Source organism: Exiguobacterium sp. s50 (assembly GCF_018618175.1).
Taxonomy (GTDB): Bacteria; Bacillota; Bacilli; order Exiguobacteriales; family Exiguobacteriaceae; genus Exiguobacterium; species Exiguobacterium chiriqhucha.
Map to the genome: position 1 here is coordinate 166,590 of NZ_JACSLP010000002.1, position 19,485 is coordinate 186,074.

The following is a 19,485-nucleotide window of genomic DNA, read 5'->3' on the forward strand; positions in this document are numbered from 1 at the left end:
ATATGCGAAAGGGGGTTTTTATCATGAAGACGAATTGCGAATTATGTGGAAAAGAAACGAATGATCAAGTGAGTTATTTAGAACTTGAAACGTGGGAATTTGATTTCTTAAAACAAGAGAAAAAAGACTTTTACTCGATTTGTTTTAATTGTTTTGACACCCATACGAATCATTTCATTGATAAAGAAATGGATCTTGAATTGAGAAAAAAACGTTCCCAATTAGTGAATAAAGAGATTGAACAAGAAATCGAGGCTATTCTTGAAATCGAAATTAAATGACTCAACACTATTTATGAAGACGTCATGAGCTGATGTCTTCGGAAGGAGCGTATTGAGCATGAAAGCATGGTTACTCGATCAACCAGGACTTGAACATCTCCACGTCGGTGAGATAGAACGTCCGACACCAGGTGCGGGCGAACTACTCATCAAAGTCGAAGCGGTCGCATTGAACCCGGTCGACTATAAAGTCGGTACGAACGGCAACCCAAATTGGTCGTACCCACATATTCTCGGGGTCGACCTCGTCGGGGAAGTCGTCGAAGTCGGTTCGAGCCTCGCCAATATCATTACCGGTTCACGAGTCGCCGTCCATACGAGTCTCGGAAACCACGGCGGCTTTGCCGAGTACGCGGTCGTCGATGCGCGTGCTTGTGCCGTCGTGCCATCGGAAGTGAGCGACGAGGCAGCAGCGGCCATCCTTTGTGCCGGGATGACGGCATATGAGGCCATCATGCAGAAACTGAACACGCGCGACAAGGAGACGATTCTCGTCCATGCTGGTGCGGGCGGAGTCGGTGGCTATGCGATTCAACTTGCGAAGAAGCTCGGTCTCAAGGTGTTCACGACGGCGTCGCCGGATAATTTTGACTGGGTGAAAGAACTTGGTGCCGATGTCGCCATCGACTATAACACGGAAGATGTGACGGCACGGATTTTAGAAGAAACTGACGGCCGCGGGGTCGACCTCATCTTGAATACGGTCGGACGTGATGTGGCGACGGCGGACCTCGATCGGCTCGCGTTCAGCGGACAGCTCGCCTATATCGCCGGTCCGCCGGATACGTCGGACGTGAAAGGGTTTACGTTGTCACCATCCATCCATGAAGTCGCTCTCGGCGCGGCCCATGCGAGTGAGGATGAGCGCGCCATCCGCAACTTGGCGTATATGGCCGAAGAATTGATGAAGTTGCTCGAGGCGGGCGAGTTGAACGACCTCGTCACGGACGTCTTGCCGTTCGAACGACTGAAAGACGGTCTTGACCAACTGCAAACACGCAAAGTACGCGGTAAATTAATCGTCCGCATGCGCGACTAACTGATGGCCTCCTGTCTATGGACAGGGGGCTTGTTGTGGAGGGAATGACATGGATTTACGGACATCGTATCAACAAACGTCGCATCAACTGAGCGGTCACGGCCGACGGAACGTCGGCGTCTTGCAACAGTCGTTCGCCGAAGTCGATCCGAATCAAGCGAGCGACCACTACGGGACGGGCGAGGTCATCGAACGCTTCGAGCAAAAAATGGCGCAAGAACTCGGCATGGAAGACGCGATATTCTTTCCGAGCGGCACGATGGCACAACAGATTGCGTTACGGATTTGGGCGGACGAGACCGGTAATCGAAACGTCGCCTATCATCCGCTCTGTCACTTAGAGATTCATGAACAGGAGGGGTTGAAGGAGTTACATCACCTTGAGCCAATCTTAATCGGAGATAACAAGCGGTTGATGACGCTCAAGGAAGTACAGGCGTTGCCGGACGTCGCCTGCCTGTTGATCGAGTTGCCACAACGGGAACTCGGGGGCTACTTGCCACCATTCGATGAACTTGAGGCGATCAGTCACTTGTGTCGGGAGCGGGGGATTCGTCTGCATCTCGATGGAGCACGCTTGCTCGAGACACTCCCCTATTATGAGAAGACCGCGGAAGAAATATGCGCGCTGTTCGACAGCGTCTACGTCTCGTTCTACAAAGGCATCGGCGGCATCGCCGGCGCCATCTTGGCCGGACCGAAACCGTTCTGTACCGAGGCGAGAGTTTGGAAACGGCGGTACGGTGGGGATTTGATTGGATTGTATCCGTACATCATCCCTGCCGACTATTACTATGAATTGCGGAAAGACAAGATGGGGACGTACTATGAACAGGCGAAGGAACTGGCGCGTCGCTTCAACGCGCTCGATGGGGTATGGACGACACCGAACGTCCCGGTGACGAATATGTTCCACCTTCATGTTAAAGGAAAAGTGGATGAGGTCGCGGCCCGGATTCGTGCCGTTCAAGATGCGACTGGAATCGGTATCACTGGCTATCTCGTACCGCAGGACGGCTATTGTTCGACCGAAATCAGTATCGGGGATGCGTACGGAGAGATTGAGTCTAACCAACTTATACGCTTGTTCACGTTATTAGAAGACCCGGCGGAACTTCGGTGAGTATTGAGAGTATCGTTAATTCGTGTCGTTACTTTTCAGATTTACGAAAAAGCACCGCGCCTCATTCGAGGCGCGGTGCTTGCTGTTATCTGGAGACGATGGCGTCGAGACGGTCGAGCTGTGAGGTGAAACCTTCGACGGCTCCCATGTCGACGACTTGTCGGAGCGACTCGGCGTCCGTGAATTCGGAGCGGCTAATGAACAGCGTGCCGTTCGGAATATCGATGAACTCATTGGTAATTGTCATGACGGGAAGCTCGGGATTGACGTGGCCGTCCGCGTCCGAGAATGCGTCCGTATAGACGATTTTCCGATGCGGGTCGATCTCGAGGAACGTCGATTTGCCCCATGACTCCATGCCGTAATAATCACCTTGACCTTTATCGACACACGTCATGCAATAATGCCACGTGCCCCCAGGTTCGAACTCGAACGTGCGAATCTCTGTCTTCCATCCAGTTGGTCCCCACCAGGTTTCGAGGTGGGCCGGTGTCGAGAAAGCCTCGAACACGAGCTCACGCGGTGCGTTGAAACTTCGTTCGACAACTAACGTGTTGCCTTCGACTTGAGATTTCACTTTTTCCATTGGAAAGCCCCCATTCTCGAGAAAGAAAATGCATATGTCTAATCAATGTAGTCTCTATTCCCGATTCATGGACCTCTTCAACCTTTTCCGTCAAATATCAAATCGAGCACGGTCTCGCCGATCGGCCGCTCCTTGCCTTCGTACGGGAAGGAATGGATATGGATGGCCGGATTGAAGTTCAGCTCGATGATGCCATAGTCATCTTCACGCTCGAGCGATGGAATCATCATATCGACCCCGCAAATCGTCGCGCCGATGGCTCGGGCGGACTCGACCGCAATTCGTTTGTAGGAATCGGCAATCCGGTCTGTATAGTCGATACTGTCCCCGCCCGTGCTGATGTTCGAGTTCTCACGCAAGAAGACGAGCTCACCATCGGCGAGGACACTGTCCGGTGTCTTGTCTTGTGGACGGAGGAACGCCACGACGATGTCATCGATGTCGATTTTCTCGAGCGGTGTCTTATAACCTTTGCCACGGAGCGGGTCTTCATTCTTCTTGTCGACGAGCTCACGGATCGTCGACACGCCGTCCCCGGTCACGTTCGCCGGGACGCGGTGCAAAATGCCCGCGACCTCGTCACCGATAACGAGGAAACGATACTCTTTCCCGGGCAGGAACGTCTCGAGCAGGACGACGTCGTCGAACGAACGGGCATGACGGAACGCCCCGCGCGCCTCCTCGAACGTCGTGCCGTCTTTGAAGATGTGGATGCCGATTCCGAAGTTTGTCGATTTCGGTTTCAAAACGATCGGCTCGTCCGCAAATGTAGACCAGGCTTCCTGTAAATCAGCTTCAGTGCGCAGCTCGACCCCGCCCGGCACGCGGATGCCATGTTCGGCGAGTACGTGTTTTGTCACTGTCTTGTTCTCCATCATAAGTATCGACACGTAATTGTCTTTCGACGTCTTCGTCGCCTGTTTGACATATTCGGTCTGGTTACCGTGGCGGATGCGGAGAAATTGGTCGTCACGGTCGATCACGTCGACGGCATAGCCGCGTTTCAGCGCCGCCTTTATCAAAATCTGCGTCGATAGCTCCATGTCCGTGTAGCCGTGCACCCGGAACCGGTTGGCGTACGCATCTTGATAGAATAGTTCCGCTTGCTGGAGCGACCAGGCCGTGTAGCCTTCGGTTGTCATGATATTCGTCAATTGAGCCGCATACGTCGACTCGACATGGTTAACCCGCTTCCGGACAGAGGCGAAGACGTCATCGAATCCCAGAGTGTACCGTTCATTGAACGCTTCGACTTCGTCGAGCAAATCGCGTGCGTACGTCTGAAGCGCCACCGCCTCGCCGTCCCGATGCAGCAAGAGCGTAGGGGATAGCCCTTCTTTCGCCACGCGTTGCTGGTTGTGGAACGCCTCGGCCTGCCAGTCCGCGAACCGTGTCTCGTCTTTCAACGTCAAGTAGAGCAGGAAGACGTGCAGGAACTTCAAATCGGACAGGGCGATCCCGGTCTTCTCGAACGGGTTGAGGTCGATGTTGCGAATCTCGATGTAATCGATGCCGTTCGTCTCGAGTCGTTCCAAGTCATTGCCGCCCTGTGACGTCTTCAGTCGAATCGGAGAGTAGAGCTCGTTCGGGTTGGCGATGTCACCTTGGGCGATGAAGCGGCGCACGCTCGCGGTGTAGTCTGAGAGCGTTGAATAGTCCGGATAGAGCGGCTCGACGTTCGTATAGCCGCAATCGCTATTCCGGTATGACAACGCCGTCGTATTCGAATACACGTCCTCGCTGAGCGCCTGCATCTGACTGACGCAACGTTCTTCATAGCTCGTATGGACAGCTGGTGTCCCGCCTAACAGATAGACGACGAGCCAACGTGTCCGTAAATAGTTGCGGACGAGTTTTAAATACAAATTGTTCTTGAAGCCTTCGTAGTGCTCGGATGATCCTTCATAGAGCGCCTCAATCAGCTCGTCTGCGAACGAGAAGTTGAAATGGATGCCTGAGATGAGCTGTTTTTTCGCCCCGTATTTTTGGAGCAGGTGCTCCCGATAGCGTCCGGCCTCGATCCCAGAGCTGCCAAAGTCGGCGAGCGGGATGACGCCGCCGTCCGGAAGCGCGCACGGCATCGACTGTGGCCAGAGCCGTTCATCGCCGATGTTCAGTGCCGTGACATCGTACAGCGTCTGTAAGAAGTTGTGCGCGGCTTCGACGGTCGGAAACGTAGGGGTAATCAGTTCAATCTGACTTTCTGAGAAGTCGGTCGTGATATACGGGTGCGTCGCTTTGTCACCGAGTGCTGTCGGATGTTTCGTGACGGCGAGCGTCCCTTCAGGGGTCACGCGGAGCATCTCACGCTCGATGGCGAACCGGCCACGCAACAACTGGTTAGTAAGGTCATTAAATCGCTTCTGCAAGGGAAGTCACTTCCTTTTTCATTAGTCGGACATAGAGGACGGAGACGAGCCCTTTGATGATGCTTGAGATGGCGATGCTCCACCAAATGGCATCGAGACCGAGATAGGGTTCGAGGGCAAGCGCGAGCGGGATGCGGGCAACGGTGAAGACGATGGAGATCGTTGCCGGGATTTTTGGCAGGCCGAGTCCCGAGAAGTAGCCGTTCCCGATCATCTCAAATGAGGCGAAGATGAGCGAAATCCCGATGATACGTAAATAGCTCGCGCCGATGTCAATCGTTGTCGGGTCATCGACGAATAGCCCGATGAGGACGTCCGGAACGAACAGAAAGACGAGGGTGATCAGCCCGGTATACAGGATACCGAGACGCGTCGTCACCCGATACCCCTCATGGACCCGGTCCACTTTGCGGGCGCCGAGATTTTGCCCCGTGTAACTCGCGATGGCACCGTTCAATCCGCCGATCATCATATAGGCGACCGACTCGACTTGAAGCCCGATGCGCTGGGCCGCGATTGCCTCGGTCCCGTATGAACCGATCATGCGGGCGAGGAAAATACTGATGACGGTGAACAAGACGCGCTGGGTCGCCATCGGGAAGCCGAGGCGAAGAATTTCTCTATAGTCTGTGCGATTCGGTTCAACCGTCTCCTCCCAATCGAACAAGACGCGGGCCCGGTGCCAGAAGAAGCCGAACATGACGACGTTCGCGACGAGCGTCGCCAGACCGGCTCCGACGACGCCGAGTCCGAGTGGATAGATGAAGAGCGGCGACAGAATCATATTGAGCGTGACCCCGGTCGCGTTGATGCGCATCGCCGTCGTCGTATTGCCATAAGCGCTGAACAGTCGGGCGAACAACAAGTTGAAGAACGAAAAGATGAGCATCGGTGCACTGACGAGCAAATAACTGTACGCCAACTGCTCGACAGCCGGTGCGTCCATGTTCAAAAAGCCGATAAGCGCCTGGCCGAACGCGGCGAGGACGGTGACGAATAACAGGCCGAGACCAAGGTTCATCCGCCTCCCGGCCCGGACGTAGCGCTGAATCAACGCCTGATCCCGCCGTCCGACGGCTTGCGACACTTTGATGCCGGCGCCGACGACGATAAGGGATTGAATCGCCTGACCGAGCATGATATAAAAGCTGGCCGCGCCGATGCTGGCGACGGCGTCGCTACCGAGCGCACCGACCCAGAACATATCGACGAGACTATAGGTGAATTGTAAAAGCGAACTGCCGACGAGCGGGAGGGCAAGCGCCACGATGACGCGCTGAACTTGACCGGTCGTCAAATCGATGGTTTTCACGATGAAAGACCCCTTCAATACATTTAGTATATAACCGTTTAGTTATATATAAGCACGACGTGACTGAATTCGCAATCGTAGGGAACGACTCGACGAAAAATCGACACAAAAAAAGGAATTCGATGTGAATTCCTTAATGGGTATAGGCGCGGATCCAAGTCGTCATATAAACGAGTGTCGAGATGATGAGTGTCGAGGCGAGTGCGTAAATCGGATAAGCGGGGAGCGCGTTCTCGAACAGCGGATAAAACATGAATGACGCCATGAGGAGCGGCACAGTAATCCCGAACGAGACGTAGGCGGCTTTCGTCGCTTTCGCCGTGATGATCTGCTCGCGTTCGTCGACTTCGCTAAATTCTGTCATCCGGACCGACCATTGGCCAAAGCTTAAGTTTTGGTTCGGGCGTGTCTTGAACGAATAGATTGTCCAAATGATAAAGAAGCCGACTAACAGCAAGAGCGGCAATAAGTTAAACTCAATTTCAAATCGGTCGGTCTCGATGACGGTCGACACGTCAGACAAGAACGAGCTGAACAGAAATGCCATCAGGACGTACAAGATGATGCTGGAGATGGATTGGATGACGACGTGTTTCAATTTGTTTCCTCCTCGATTGTGAAAATAGATTCGACCGGTTCCTCGAATATGCGCGCGATTTGCATCGCCAGCAGAAGCGACGGCGTGTAGCTCCCTTTTTCGAGCGAGATGATCGTCTGTCTCGTCACACCGACTTTGGCCGCTAAGTCACCTTGGGTCAATTGATGCCGGGCCCGCAACTCTTTGACGCGATTGATTAATGGCATGCCGCCACCTCATTTCTTGTTTCTACCCTTATTGTAAAGTAAACTTTACTTAATGTAAAGCTAACTTTACTTATTTGTGGATGGTACAATATAATCAAAGTCGAAAGGGGAGAAGTCGGATGAAGGCGATTTTTGGACAACATCACGTGTCGGCGATGACAGGGGACGCGTTGAAGAACTTGCGATTCTATACGGAGGTACTCGGGATGCGACTCGTCAAAAAGACGGTCAACCAAGACGATCCATCGATGTATCACTTGTTTTACGCAGATGAATCGGGGACACCGGGGACGGATTTGACGTTCTTCGAGCTGCCTTTTCTCGGGCAAACGTATAAAGGGTCGAGCAGCATCTCGCGGACGGCGCTTCGGGTGCCGGATGGGGCATTGTCGTACTGGCTTGAGCGATTTTCCGAATTCGGTGTACTCCATGATCCGTTAGAGGATGTGCTCGGTCGTCCGACGCTTTACTTCGAGGACGAGGAGGGGCAACGGCTCTGTCTCGTCGAGGGCGGATCAGGGACGCCGCGGAAAAACGGACCGGTGCCGGCAGACGTCGCCGTCTTCGGCCTCGGATTTAGCGAGTGGACGGTGCGGCGAATTGAGAAGACGGAGCGGGTGCTGACGGACGTGCTCGGTTATCGCTTCGCGTCTGAGTTCGAACGGAACGGTCAATCGGTTCGTGTGTTCGAGACGGGGGATGGCGGTGTGGCGACAGAGATTCATCTCGTCGACCGTCCCGATTTACCGTCGGAGCGTCCAGGACGAGGCAGTGTCCACCACATCGCGATCCGCGTCGAGGATGACGACGAGATGGCGCGTTGGGTCGAGCGGCTCGATTCATTCGGCATCAGTCATTCGGGCCTGATCGACCGTTATTATTTCAAATCGATTTATTTCCGTGAGCCGAGCGGGATTTTAGTGGAACTCGCGACGGACGGGCCGGGCTTTGCGACCGATGAGCCGGTCGAGTCACTCGGGGAACGCTTGGCGCTGCCGCCGTTTCTCGAGCTGCGACGAGCTGAAATCGAGGCGAAGTTGAAACCGCTATAATTGGTTACACGGCTAACATAAGTGAGAGGATGAAACGATTGGACGAGCAGGAGGTCAATTTGGTCATTTCTAAACTGTTAGGGGACATCATCGAGAAATATCCTCCGTATCAATGGGTTAAAACAGTAGAGTCGTTTCCACACCCCTACCAATTCAATAAAGTCAGCTATGACTATTCTGGGGACGTTGAGCCGATGACGAAGGAAGTGTTTCAAACCATCGTAAAAAACCTTGGAGAAAAAGAATGGTACTCGTCTCCATTTGAGGAGTTGTTGCACAACATCCATATTAATCAATGGAAACCGACTTTCATCTCAAATTTCGGAAGGGATTGGATATCTTATCACGATTTGCTTCAAGACGCATATGATGACTGGAAGTATGGACACTTCGAGTTGTACGATGAGGACGGGAATGAACTTGATGAAAGCCTCGAGATTGATTTGAACAATTGTTTATATCATTTCCTGGAATATACTTCTCCTGAGTTATACGTGAAGAAAATTATGAAGCGTTGGTGGGGATAAATCGTAAACACCATGTAGGCATACAAAACCCGACGGACTATTTCAGTCCGTCGGGTTTTGTATGCCTAGCAACATAGCCAGTTCGTTCGTCCGGTTGGCGACGAGGTCGGCAATCGTATAGCGGTCGAGCACATGCAGGAACGCGAGCATCGCCTCGTTCAAGACGCTCCGCAAATCGCATGCGGGTGCGATGACACATCGTCCTTCGCCGAAACATTCGACGAGCTCGAACGGTTCCATCGTCCGGACGACGTCGCCGACGTTGATGTCCTCCATCGGTCGGGCGAGCCGGAAGCCGCCACCACGGCCGCGCACCGATTCGAGATACCCATGCTTGCCAAGCTCATAGACGACTTTCATGACGTGATTCTTTGAAATCTGATATTGGTCCGCCACTTCTTGAATCGTTACGAGACGATGGGAGAACGTGGCGCTATACATGAGTGTTCGGAGTGCGTAATCGCACGTTTGCGTGAGCCGCATGTTGTTTCACCTCTTATCCGTTCATTGTACAAGACATCGTCTGAAAGCGCGATGATGGAAGATGTGAAAAAAGCGTGGCGGATTCAAGGCGGAAATTTGAACTTGTATCTAAACAAGTATTTTATATATTGCTTTTGAAGTGACTTACCTCACATAATGAACATGAACTTTCAAAAAGGGGGAAACAAAATGTTAGATCAACAAACCATGGATATCGTCAAAGCAACCGCACCGGTCTTGAAAGACCATGGTGTCGCCATCACGAGTCACTTCTATAAGCGCATGTTCGAAAACAACCCAGAAGTCCGTCAATTCTTCAACCATACGAACCAAAAACGCGGTCGTCAGCCAGAGGCGCTCGCCAACGCCGTCTATGCGGCAGCCGTCCATATCGATCGTCTCGAAGCGATCCTTCCGGCCATCCAACCGGCACTTCATAAACATAAGAGCTTGAACATCCGGCCAGAACATTATCCGATTGTCGGACAAAACTTACTCGGCGCGATTCAAGACGTGCTCGGTGAAGCAGCGACGCCGGATATCATCGACGCTTGGGCGAAAGCATATGGTGTCATCGCCGACGTCTTCATCTCGCTCGAGAAACAGATGTACGATGATGCACCATGGATCGGTTTCAAACCGTTCACGGTTGCTGAAGTGATTGAAGACACACCGGAAGTGAAACGATTCCACATCAAAGCGAACGACGGCGTCGTCGGGACGGCCATCCCAGGTCAATACATCTCGGTTCAAGCCCGTATCGCTGGGGAAGACATCTTGCACCACCGTCAATATAGCGTCGTCGAGACGACAGAAGACGGTTACTGGATCGCGCCGAAAGCGGAAGGGCTCGTCTCAAACTGGCTCCACGAGCAGACGGTCGGTACGGAGATTCCAGTGAGTGCCCCAGCTGGCGAATTCGTGCTCGAAGCATCGGATCGTCCGCTCACACTCGTCGCTGGCGGGATTGGCATCACACCGCTCTTCAACATGGCGAAAACGGCACTCGGTCAAGGCCGTTCGGTCACGTTGCTCCATGCTGTCCGCAGCACGAACCTCCGTCCGCTCGGTGAAGAGCTCGATGAACTTGTGAACGCTGGTCTCCAGCTCATCACACACGTCGATGACGTATCAGGTTGCATGAGTGCGACACAACTCGAAGCACTTGATGTCGAGGGACACGACGTCTACACGTGCGGTCCGACCGCGATGATGGAGACGGTCGTCCAAACGATTCCACAAGCCCGTTACGAGTTCTTCGGTCCATCAGCCGTACTCGCTAGAGCATAAGAAAGGACGACTGCGAAAACAGTCGTCGTATCACCGCAGACCGGTTATCGGTTTGCGGTTTTTATAGTTGCTCAGCGTGGATCACGTTTTTGTCGCGGTCGAGCGTTTCGATTGTCCAGTCGCCAAGTAGCGTCTTCTCTAGAGTAATCAAGTAAGTCCTGATATATCCTTCGTCTCGAGGATCGTTGACCATGTAGGTTTTACTCCAATCGGAATTCTGTAACCGCAAGTACACGACGTCTTCGGGTTGATTGTTCAACCGAACCCCAAGGTATTCGTCTGTTCCATTGCCAAGATGAGCCCAGTCGAATGGTGTTTCTTCAATTGTGTCACGGGTCGAGCTACTAAACTCACCGTTCGTTTTCATGATGCCTAGACCGAGAATCGTGTCGTCTGCGTTCGTGAATAGCGTGACGGTCGATCCTTCTAATTTATGGTATTCGTAAGCAGACCACCCTTGGGCAGTCATCTGGTCGTTCAATTCTTGTTGTACCTGTTCGGATGCTTGTTTTCGTTGTTCGTCGTTATAAGACCGGATACCGGCCGTGACTGAAATGGCGATGATGATGATCATACCTGTAAGGAATAATGCGAGTCCACGTTTTGACATTTTGCCTCTCCTTGTTCAGTTTTCAGAAATCGATCGAGTCAATGACTTGCTCATTTTGGTCTAACGTTTGAATCGTCCAATCTTCTTGAGGGACGTTATGTAATTTCAAGATATGATATTTAGAAAATGTATCCTCTTCGGGACGATTGAGGACGTGTTCTCCTTGCATACGCTCTCCGATGATGCGGAGAGAAGCCACTTTTTGAGGGTTGTTGTGGAGACGCACCCCCCAATAATAAGTGCCTTCATGTTCAAGCTCGATATAGTCGAACGGAGCTGCATCGACTGTCTCGACAGTTGTGGCACTATACCCGTCACCACTCATTTCGGCGAGTCCAAGCATTGTCTCGTCCTCATTTGTGAACAGGGCGAGGTTTGATTCATCAAATTGATCGTATGTATAGGCGTGAAACCCGTCATCAGCCAAATAGCGATCAAGCTTTCGATTCTCTAAAAATGTAGGTCCGTTTTGTATCAAGGCGATAAGTGCGATACAAGCTAGCAACACTCCGATAATTTTTCGTTTGAACATTTGTCTCTTCCTTTCTATAGCAACAGCCCATGCCTCAATCCTGAGCGCATGGGCTGTTTGATTAGTACGTCAAGCTCGCGGCGACGATGATGCCGACGACGAGTGAGGCGGAGAAAAGGCTGATCCCGATGGCGAGGTTGCCGTTCTCGACTTCTTTCTCTAAGTTCACGCCTGGTGTCAGGACGTATTCAAATGTCCAGAAGGCGAGCACTTGGGCAAGAATCCCGACGAGTCCCCAGATGAAGGCGTCGAGCAGGTTGACGCTGTTCGCCCACACCGTGTAGATGACGATGGCGAGTCCGATTGCTTTCCCCCAAAGTTTCAAGGCGACGGCGACGTTACCTTCTTTAATCAATTTACGTTCCGAATACTTCGTCGTAAGGGCGAAGACGACGAGTCCGGCTAAAATCAGGCCAAACCCTGTGCCGAGGTGAGCGAGGAAGCTCAAGATGGAATCGAGCGTGATGAACGTCATAAGTTATTCTCCTTTGTTGTGCCGATGGCTAAGTAGTAAGACTGGTTATTCGTAATCATGCTGCCGGCGCGGACGCCGAGGGCGGACGGATGGCCGTTCAAGCAAAAACAGCCGACCATGTAGTGCGTCTCGAACGGACCGTTGACCGTGTTCGTCAGACGGGTCGGCAGCTCGATGAACTGTTGATACACCGCCGTCTCGTCCGCGTACGTCTGGAGTGTCTCTTTATGAAACGGGACGCCGGCTTGGTCGTAGAGGATGACCGAGTCGCCTTCCCGGCCGAAGGCGGGCTTTTGCACGTACGCGCTCTGGCCGATAAACGGATCAGGCTCGAGATACGTCGGTAAAAAATATGTCTCGATGATGGAACGTTCCGCTTCGTCGAAATATGTATCGGCCTCATACAGTTCCCAAATGAGCGCTTGGACGCCTTTGGACTGCATGAGAAACGCCGAGAGCGGATTGAGTACCGAGACGTGTTTGGCTGCGTTCAGTTCGAGCAGGCGGATGCCAATCAAATCACCATTGGGTGCCCGGTCGTCGACCAGATGCTCGATCGGGTACGTCTGACGATATAACACGTCGACTTTTTCCCCGGACGGTGTGAAGACGCCGTCCGCATTGACGAGCAATCGGTCGAGCGGGACGAATTCGGACGGTAAATCGAGCGTCTCTTGAAGGAAGCGCGTCGTCCATTTGTCCTCGATGTTGTCGTCATGGGCCGTGAAGACGATTTTCGGTGTCCCATCCCGGTCGAGTCGTTGCCACGCTGCGATGACGGCTTTTCGAAGTTCGGCCTTGAGCTCTTCGGTCGACGCCGCGTTCGGGTCGTCGAGCCCGAATTCTGTCGTCACATAGCCGTTCACGTCGAACAGTTCTTTGATGAACGTCGGTGTATCGGCATTGAATTCCATCAACTTGAGGGTGCCGTCTTTGACGATCCAGTCATAGCGACCGATAATCGTCTCTTGCGGCAGCGCCTTGTCGCGCAGGAACGGTAGGCTCGCCTCAGGATAACCGAGCAAGCGGAGTGTATCGTCCGGGAGGGTGCGCAATAGGCGGTTCGTCTTACGGAAAATCGCATCGACGTCACGCGTCGCTTTCCGAATCTGCCCCACCGCGTCCGTAGACATGGTAAGACAGTCGTAAAGAGCGTACTCCTCGTCGTTCAAGTCAGACCAAAAGAAAGGGATTTGGCCAAACAGTGCGTCTCGCTTCATCCCCCAAAGCCGCCTTTTGAACCGCTACCGAGTCCCGAGTTGGAGCCTGAGTTTGATTTGTTCGGGGTGATGCTGCTGGCGCCACCGTTCGAGCGGTAATTTTTATATGCCGAGGAGTTCTTCAATGCACTCTTTGAATTGAATAGGCTACCGAGCAAGAAGAAGCTCCCGAAGTGAGGGGAGCGATCATCGTCACAGTAATATGACTCCGTCTCATCATCCCAGTCCCAATCGTCGCATTCATAGCCGGTCGGTTCTTCCGGTAACGTCGCTTGTTCTGTTTCGTCGGTGCCACAAGCGGCTAACGATGCGGTCAAGACAGCAGCCGACAGACCGCTCAAGATTTTTTTGCTTGTCTTCATGTTGATTCCTCCAATGTATAACCTGTAGGGGTGACGTAAATGACATAGACGCCACGATCTTCGTCCGTCTCGGCCGAGTCGCGCTCATATTCTTTGCCGGCGACGTACAAATACTGACTGCCGAGCATGGCGAGTGCGTCGAGATGCCGATCGACGTAATACGCCTCGAGCATCGGGTTGTCGAACCGGTCGTCGAGCGTCCGGATCTCGACTTTAATGTCGGTCGTCTCGTGCTTGTCGACGGGGCCTTCCGTGTAGCGGTCGACGTAAATCAAGAAGTATTGTTCGCCTTCGAGCGCCGATGAGCGCTGTTTGTAGGTCATGCCGTCCTTGACGAAAAATTCGCATTCGCGGCGGGCGAGTACTTCATCGAGGCCGAGCGATGTATAATGGTAGAGTGGCTCGAAGGAAAGCTCATTTTTATAAAGTCGATATTCTAAAACGATTGAGTTCATGACGTCGTCCTTTCTTTTTTCTTTCTATACGGAACCGAACGTAACGTGGTTTCGTAAATCAAGTAAGTTGTCTCTAGTATATAGGAAAAGGAGGGGATTTTCTGTGCATATCTTTTTTCGTGTCTGGCGCGGATTATCGAAATTATCGTTTTTGAACGTCGTCCTGGCATCGCTCGGCATCATCTTGACCGGTACCGTCCTCGGGTTTGTGCTCGAGCCCGAGACGTTCCCGTCGATGTTCGACTCGTTTTGGTGGACGATGACGACGCTCACGACCGTCGGATACGGTGACTTTTTCCCGACATCGGTCGCAGGACGCTGGCTCGGGATATTCTTGTTCCTGTTCGGGATTGGGATTATCGGGGCGTTGATTGGAAAACTCGTTGAAGTCGGTGCGACGTTTCAACGGTTAAAACGGGAGGGAAAGCTCATGTATCGAGGAGAAGGGCATTACGTCTATATCGGCTGGTCACCGAAGACAAAGAAGGCCATCGATGAGGTGCTCGTCTATGAGCCGAAGGCCGAGATCGTCTTAATCGATCAGTTGAAAGAAGAACCGTACGACCATGATAACGTCCATTTCGTCCAGGGTGACGCGTCGGACGAGGCCGTGCTCTTGCAGGCCAACATTTTAAAGGCACGCCGGGTCGGTATCTTCGCGGATGCCCGCATCACGGAGACGCTCCTCGCCGACGGGAAGTCGCTCTTAATCGCGTCAGCGGTCGAAGCGCTTTCGTCCGAACGAGGTATCGATTTGCATACGGTCGTTGAAGTTTGCGAGGAGCGGAACATCTCGAAATTCAAGCACGTCCGGATTGACGACTTCATTCTCGCGAACGACTCAGTCTCACTGCTCATGGCGAAAGCGACGCTGCAGCCGGGGACGACGTCGATCTTCCGTCAACTGCTCAGTAAACAGTCGGGGGGCAACATCCAGGCGCTCGCGCCGAAACCAGGATGGACGACGATTCGGGATGCAGCGGAAAGCTTGTTGCATCAAGGCGTCACGTTAATCGCCGTCAACGACCGTCTCGATTACGCGACGGTGCTCGATACACCGCTTCAAGCGAACGATATGTTGTACGTCGTCTGTCACGATGACTCGTGGGAGCGACTGAACCAAGGAGGAATTTGATGTATAACGGAACGTTTATCCGCAAGATGACACGCATGCAGAACGTGCAACGTTGGGACGAGTATGCGCCGCACTATCACGACAATGCGGCAAGCCATAGTTTCCGCGTCGCTGTTTTCAGCTTGATCGCGGCATACTACGAAGAGAACCGGGGACAGGACGTCAACTTGCTCGACGTGCTCGGCAAGGCGCTGTTCCATGATATGAACGAAGTGCAGACCGGCCCGATCATGCACCGGACGAAAAAAGAACCGACGCTCAAAGAACATATCGAACGGATGGAGCGGACGGCGAGTCTCGGTCTTGTGGAGTTGTTGTCGCAGTCACTGCGGCCACACTTCTATCGTTTCCTCGTCGAGGCAGAAGACGACTCGTTCGAAGGGCGTCTCGTCGATGGAATCGACTCGTTCGACGCGATGCTGTTCGTCCGGCGAGAAGTCGGACACGGCTCGCCCCATTTCGTCGCGAAGTTGGAGGAGATGAAAGCGGCATTGCGCGAACATCCGCTCGAATCGGTCCGCTGGCTACACGAACAAGTCGAGGCAGAGACCGACGTGGCGACGTTCATTGAGAACGTCATGCGGATGGACAGTGTCAGACGGTGGAAAGGCCGTTTCAATACGATTGACGACAATGACGCCATCCATGGTTTCCGGGCGGCTGCGCTCGGGATGTTCAGCGGCTTGTTGGAGCGTGAGAAGTATGATGTCGACGTCGATGTCGCCGAACTGACGGCCCGACTTCTCTGTCACGACCTCGTAGAAGGGGTGACCGGGGACGTGCTCGGACCGGTGAAGCATTCGACCGCCGAGACCGGGGCGGCGTTCGAGGCATACGAACGGGCCGAGAGCGAGGCGCTGTTGTCGCTCCTCCCGGACTATATGCAGCCGGCATTCCGCCGCTATATGGCCGACTCGAAAGATGACACGTATGAAGGCATGCTCGTCGATATGATGGACAAGCTCGACGCGCTTATCAAGATGAACATGGAGCGAAAAATGAACGGGGCCGAATATGAAGTCACGTATCGAGAGCAACTCCGGAAAGTGCAGATGCGCTATGAGAACCCGAGCATGTTGTTCTTCTTGGCGTACATCTTGCACGATTTAGATTACGTCACCAGTTAAGAAGGTCGCAGACAAATTGTCTGCGGCTTTTTTTGTATCATTTATTGACATATATCATTCAACGATATATACTAACGGTAAGATATATCAATGAATGATATAGGAGGTGGCGGGATGCCACGCAATGACACAATCGAGCTCGGAGAATTGACCGACAGCATGCTCTATATCCTGCTCGCCTTGACCGAGGCACGTCACGGCTATTTGATTATGCAGTTCGTTGAGGAATTGACGAACGGACGGATCAAAATCGGTCCGGCGTCGATGTACACGATCATCAAGAAGCTCGTGAACGCCCAGTTGATCGCGCCGATCGACGGGGACGGGAAGCAGAAGCGCTATGTGATCACGGGCCAAGGACGAGCGCTCGTGGAGGAAGACGTAAAACGACGGCAAGCAATCGTTGATGATGCACGCTTCATTTTAGACGGGGAGGGACACCGATGAAACGGAAATATATGTCGAGTTGGGGACTGGCGTTCGCTGAGGAGCGCGAAATGAAAAAACTGGAACAGATGGCAGCCCGAGGCTGGCATTTAGAGAAGTTCGCACCGCTCGGCTATACGCTCGTCGAAGGGGAACCGATGGATGTACGCTACAGTCTCGATTATCGCAAACAGCCGGACGAAGATTACTTCGAGCTGTTCGCCGCGAGCGGATGGGAACATGTCACGTCGACCGGCGATGAGATTCATGTATTCAAAGGCAGTCCGGACGCGACGCCTCTTTATACGGATCGCCAGACGACCCAAGAGAAATATGGGCAAGTCGAGCGTGCGATGGGGCGGGGTGCGCTCATCTGCTTGCTGTTATCACTTGGATTTGTGTTCATGCTCCAATTGGATTGGCCGCAGACGGCGGAAGCCATCATTTTGGTGCTACAGACGCTTGTCGTCATCGGGCTCGTCTTCACAGGACTCCCGTATCTCGGTTTCCTCGTGAAGCGAAAACGTTTGGAACGGAATGAATGACTAGGCGGATGGCACAAGCCATCCGTTTTGTTTTGGTCGACTGAACTATTCAAGAAAAAAATAGTTAGGCGCAGAGAACTGTTTTATGGAAATCCTCTATTCAACCAAAATAGAATCGGGCATGATAATTAATGAAAGCGCTTGCATTCATTTTGAAGAGGAGGAACGGGCATGGATAAAAGACGGAAAGGGTTAGCGATGACGGCTGGTGTCACCGCGATTGCACTGCTCGCCGGGCAACCGGTCGCACAGGCGGCGACGCCGCAAAACGGTACGATGATGCAGTACTTTGAATGGTACGTCCCGAACGACGGGCTGCATTGGAACCGACTATCGAACGACTCGCAGCACTTGAAAGACATCGGGGTGACGACGGTGTGGATTCCGCCGGCGTACAAAGGCACGTCACAGAACGATGTCGGGTATGGGGCGTACGATTTATACGATCTCGGCGAATTCAACCAAAAAGGGACGACCCGGACGAAGTACGGGACGAAAGCGCAGCTCCAGACCGCCATCTCGAACTTGCGCGGTAAAGGGATCGGTGTGTACGGCGACGTCGTCATGAATCACAAGGGCGGGGCCGATTATACCGAATCCGTTCAGGCGATCGAGGTCAATCCGTCGAACCGGAACCAAGAAACGTCCGGTGAGTATGGCATCTCGGCCTGGACCGGGTTCAACTTCGCGGGGCGCAACAATACATACTCGCCGTTCAAATGGCGCTGGTACCATTTTGACGGTACCGATTGGGATCAGTCACGCAGCTTGAGCCGCATCTATAAGTTCAAGAGCACGGGCAAGGCGTGGGACACGGACGTGTCGAACGAGAACGGCAACTATGATTATCTTATGTATGCCGACGTCGATTTCGAGCATCCCGAGGTCCGCCAAGAGATGAAGAACTGGGGCAAATGGTACGCCGACTCGCTCGGGCTCGACGGTTTCCGGTTGGATGCGGTCAAACATATCAGCCACTCGTACTTGAAGGAGTGGGTGACGAGCGTGCGCCAGACGACCGGGAAAGAGATGTTCACGGTCGCCGAGTATTGGAAGAACGATCTCGGTGCCATCAACGACTATCTGTATAAGACGGGCTACACGCACTCCGTCTTCGATGTGCCGCTCCATTACAACTTCCAAGCGGCCGGTAACGGCGGCGGGTATTATGATATGCGCAACATCTTGAAAGGCACCGTCACCGAACAGCATCCGTCGCTGTCCGTGACGATTGTCGATAACCACGACTCACAGCCGGGCCAGTCGCTCGAGTCGACGGTCGCCAACTGGTTCAAACCGCTCGCCTACGCGACGATCATGACGCGCGGTCAGGGTTATCCGGCCCTCTTCTATGGAGACTATTACGGCACGAAAGGGACGACGAACCGCGAAATCCCGAACATGTCGGGCACGCTCCAACCGATTTTGAAGGCACGAAAAGACTTCGCCTACGGGACGCAGCATGACTACCTCGATCATCAGGACGTCATCGGCTGGACACGTGAAGGTGTGACCGACCGTGCCAAATCGGGTCTCGCGACGATTCTATCGGACGGTCCGGGCGGTTCGAAGTGGATGTACGTCGGCAAACAGAACGCCGGCGAGGTATGGAAAGATATGACGAACAACAACTCCCGTCTCGTCACGATCAACGCCGACGGCTGGGGCCAGTTCTTTGTCAATGGTGGTTCGGTCTCCATCTATACGCAACAATAAGAAAAAACGAGTCGCG

Annotated in this window: 23 protein-coding genes; 11 read left to right on the top strand and 12 right to left on the bottom strand. The window is 53.2% G+C overall.

What is annotated here, in order from left to right; all coding sequences use genetic code 11:
* Window positions 1-23: 23 nt before the first annotated feature.
* From KNP68_RS03225 to KNP68_RS03235, 3 genes are read left to right on the top strand one after another with little or no spacing between them, the layout of a single operon-like run.
* Window positions 24-281: a hypothetical protein gene (locus KNP68_RS03225; protein WP_029594602.1), complete on the top strand. Its 258-nt coding sequence runs from the start codon at window positions 24-26 to the stop codon at window positions 279-281.
* Window positions 282-339: 58 nt separating this feature from the next.
* Window positions 340-1,320 carry a zinc-binding dehydrogenase gene (locus KNP68_RS03230; protein WP_131471521.1) on the top strand — a complete coding sequence of 327 codons (981 nt, stop codon included), beginning with the start codon at window positions 340-342 and terminating at the stop codon, window positions 1,318-1,320.
* A 49-nt stretch (window positions 1,321-1,369) separates the two neighbouring features.
* Complete coding sequence (locus KNP68_RS03235) at window positions 1,370-2,443, top strand: threonine aldolase family protein (RefSeq protein ID WP_029594604.1); 1,074 nt, start codon at window positions 1,370-1,372, stop codon at window positions 2,441-2,443.
* Between the two features lie 85 nt (window positions 2,444-2,528).
* Here KNP68_RS03235 and KNP68_RS03240 read toward each other — a convergent pair whose 3' ends face one another.
* From KNP68_RS03240 to KNP68_RS03260, 5 genes are all read right to left on the bottom strand, one after another.
* Window positions 2,529-3,029 (bottom strand): SRPBCC family protein, encoded by a 501-nt coding sequence (locus KNP68_RS03240; protein WP_029594605.1) that lies wholly within the window; start codon window positions 3,027-3,029, stop codon window positions 2,529-2,531.
* Between the two features lie 77 nt (window positions 3,030-3,106).
* Complete coding sequence (gene gshAB / locus KNP68_RS03245) at window positions 3,107-5,398, bottom strand: bifunctional glutamate--cysteine ligase GshA/glutathione synthetase GshB (protein ID WP_029594606.1); 2,292 nt, start codon at window positions 5,396-5,398, stop codon at window positions 3,107-3,109.
* Window positions 5,382-6,710 carry an MATE family efflux transporter gene (locus tag KNP68_RS03250; protein WP_214756066.1) on the bottom strand — a complete coding sequence of 443 codons (1,329 nt, stop codon included), beginning with the start codon at window positions 6,708-6,710 and terminating at the stop codon, window positions 5,382-5,384. Before KNP68_RS03250 ends, gshAB begins: the two co-directional genes overlap by 17 nt.
* Before the next feature lie 133 nt (window positions 6,711-6,843).
* Window positions 6,844-7,308 carry a hypothetical protein gene (locus tag KNP68_RS03255; protein WP_021066033.1) on the bottom strand — a complete coding sequence of 155 codons (465 nt, stop codon included), beginning with the start codon at window positions 7,306-7,308 and terminating at the stop codon, window positions 6,844-6,846.
* The gene (locus KNP68_RS03260) at window positions 7,305-7,514 is read right to left on the bottom strand and encodes a helix-turn-helix transcriptional regulator (RefSeq protein WP_214756067.1); all 210 of its coding nucleotides are present in this window, start codon (window positions 7,512-7,514) and stop codon (window positions 7,305-7,307) included. The genes KNP68_RS03255 and KNP68_RS03260 overlap by 4 nt, the downstream gene beginning before the upstream one ends.
* Before the next feature lie 119 nt (window positions 7,515-7,633).
* Here KNP68_RS03260 and KNP68_RS03265 point away from each other — a divergent pair, with 119 nt between their 5' ends.
* Complete coding sequence (locus KNP68_RS03265; RefSeq protein WP_214798673.1) at window positions 7,634-8,566, top strand: ring-cleaving dioxygenase; 933 nt, start codon at window positions 7,634-7,636, stop codon at window positions 8,564-8,566.
* A gap of 59 nt (window positions 8,567-8,625) precedes the next feature.
* Window positions 8,626-9,093, top strand: a complete 468-nt coding sequence (locus KNP68_RS03270; protein WP_251131443.1) for a hypothetical protein — start codon at window positions 8,626-8,628, stop codon at window positions 9,091-9,093.
* A gap of 42 nt (window positions 9,094-9,135) precedes the next feature.
* Here the strand turns inward: KNP68_RS03270 and KNP68_RS03275 are convergent, their stop codons facing one another.
* On the bottom strand, window positions 9,136-9,576 hold the full coding sequence (locus KNP68_RS03275) for an RrF2 family transcriptional regulator (RefSeq protein WP_021066036.1): 441 nt from the start codon (window positions 9,574-9,576) through the stop codon (window positions 9,136-9,138).
* A gap of 189 nt (window positions 9,577-9,765) precedes the next feature.
* On the opposite strand from KNP68_RS03275, the gene KNP68_RS03280 reads away from it, so the two are divergent.
* Window positions 9,766-10,866 (top strand): globin domain-containing protein, encoded by a 1,101-nt coding sequence (locus tag KNP68_RS03280; RefSeq protein WP_058764904.1) that lies wholly within the window; start codon window positions 9,766-9,768, stop codon window positions 10,864-10,866.
* Window positions 10,867-10,927: 61 nt separating this feature from the next.
* On the opposite strand, the gene KNP68_RS03285 is transcribed toward KNP68_RS03280, so the two are convergent.
* The 6 genes from KNP68_RS03285 to KNP68_RS03310 all read right to left on the bottom strand — a co-directional run bounded on the left by KNP68_RS03285 (window position 10,928) and on the right by KNP68_RS03310 (window position 14,520).
* Complete coding sequence (locus KNP68_RS03285) at window positions 10,928-11,476, bottom strand: hypothetical protein (protein WP_029594610.1); 549 nt, start codon at window positions 11,474-11,476, stop codon at window positions 10,928-10,930.
* A gap of 22 nt (window positions 11,477-11,498) precedes the next feature.
* Window positions 11,499-12,008 carry a hypothetical protein gene (locus KNP68_RS03290; protein WP_029594611.1) on the bottom strand — a complete coding sequence of 170 codons (510 nt, stop codon included), beginning with the start codon at window positions 12,006-12,008 and terminating at the stop codon, window positions 11,499-11,501.
* A 61-nt stretch (window positions 12,009-12,069) separates the two neighbouring features.
* Window positions 12,070-12,483: a DUF350 domain-containing protein gene (locus tag KNP68_RS03295; protein WP_021066039.1), complete on the bottom strand. Its 414-nt coding sequence runs from the start codon at window positions 12,481-12,483 to the stop codon at window positions 12,070-12,072.
* A complete protein-coding gene (locus KNP68_RS03300) occupies window positions 12,480-13,703 on the bottom strand; it encodes a glutathionylspermidine synthase family protein (RefSeq protein WP_029594613.1) in 1,224 nt (407 codons plus the stop codon). Before KNP68_RS03300 ends, KNP68_RS03295 begins: the two co-directional genes overlap by 4 nt.
* The gene (locus tag KNP68_RS03305) at window positions 13,700-14,065 is read right to left on the bottom strand and encodes a hypothetical protein (protein WP_021066041.1); all 366 of its coding nucleotides are present in this window, start codon (window positions 14,063-14,065) and stop codon (window positions 13,700-13,702) included. The genes KNP68_RS03300 and KNP68_RS03305 overlap by 4 nt, the downstream gene beginning before the upstream one ends.
* A complete protein-coding gene (locus tag KNP68_RS03310) occupies window positions 14,062-14,520 on the bottom strand; it encodes a hypothetical protein (protein ID WP_021066042.1) in 459 nt (152 codons plus the stop codon). The genes KNP68_RS03305 and KNP68_RS03310 overlap by 4 nt, the downstream gene beginning before the upstream one ends.
* A 103-nt stretch (window positions 14,521-14,623) precedes the next feature.
* Between KNP68_RS03310 and KNP68_RS03315 the strand changes: the two genes are divergently transcribed.
* The 5 genes from KNP68_RS03315 (at window position 14,624) to amyS (ending at window position 19,469) form a co-directional block, all read left to right on the top strand.
* Window positions 14,624-15,655, top strand: a complete 1,032-nt coding sequence (locus tag KNP68_RS03315; RefSeq protein WP_214756072.1) for an ion channel — start codon at window positions 14,624-14,626, stop codon at window positions 15,653-15,655.
* Window positions 15,655-16,782, top strand: coding sequence for a YfbR-like 5'-deoxynucleotidase (locus KNP68_RS03320; RefSeq protein WP_214756074.1), 1,128 nt, complete (start codon window positions 15,655-15,657; stop codon window positions 16,780-16,782). The genes KNP68_RS03315 and KNP68_RS03320 overlap by 1 nt, the downstream gene beginning before the upstream one ends.
* A gap of 114 nt (window positions 16,783-16,896) precedes the next feature.
* On the top strand, window positions 16,897-17,229 hold the full coding sequence (locus tag KNP68_RS03325; RefSeq protein ID WP_214756075.1) for a PadR family transcriptional regulator: 333 nt from the start codon (window positions 16,897-16,899) through the stop codon (window positions 17,227-17,229).
* On the top strand, window positions 17,226-17,753 hold the full coding sequence (locus tag KNP68_RS03330; RefSeq protein ID WP_214756077.1) for a DUF2812 domain-containing protein: 528 nt from the start codon (window positions 17,226-17,228) through the stop codon (window positions 17,751-17,753). Before KNP68_RS03325 ends, KNP68_RS03330 begins: the two co-directional genes overlap by 4 nt.
* A 198-nt stretch (window positions 17,754-17,951) precedes the next feature.
* Window positions 17,952-19,469 carry an alpha-amylase gene (gene amyS, locus KNP68_RS03335; RefSeq protein ID WP_233004996.1) on the top strand — a complete coding sequence of 506 codons (1,518 nt, stop codon included), beginning with the start codon at window positions 17,952-17,954 and terminating at the stop codon, window positions 19,467-19,469.
* Window positions 19,470-19,485: the final 16 nt, after the last annotated feature.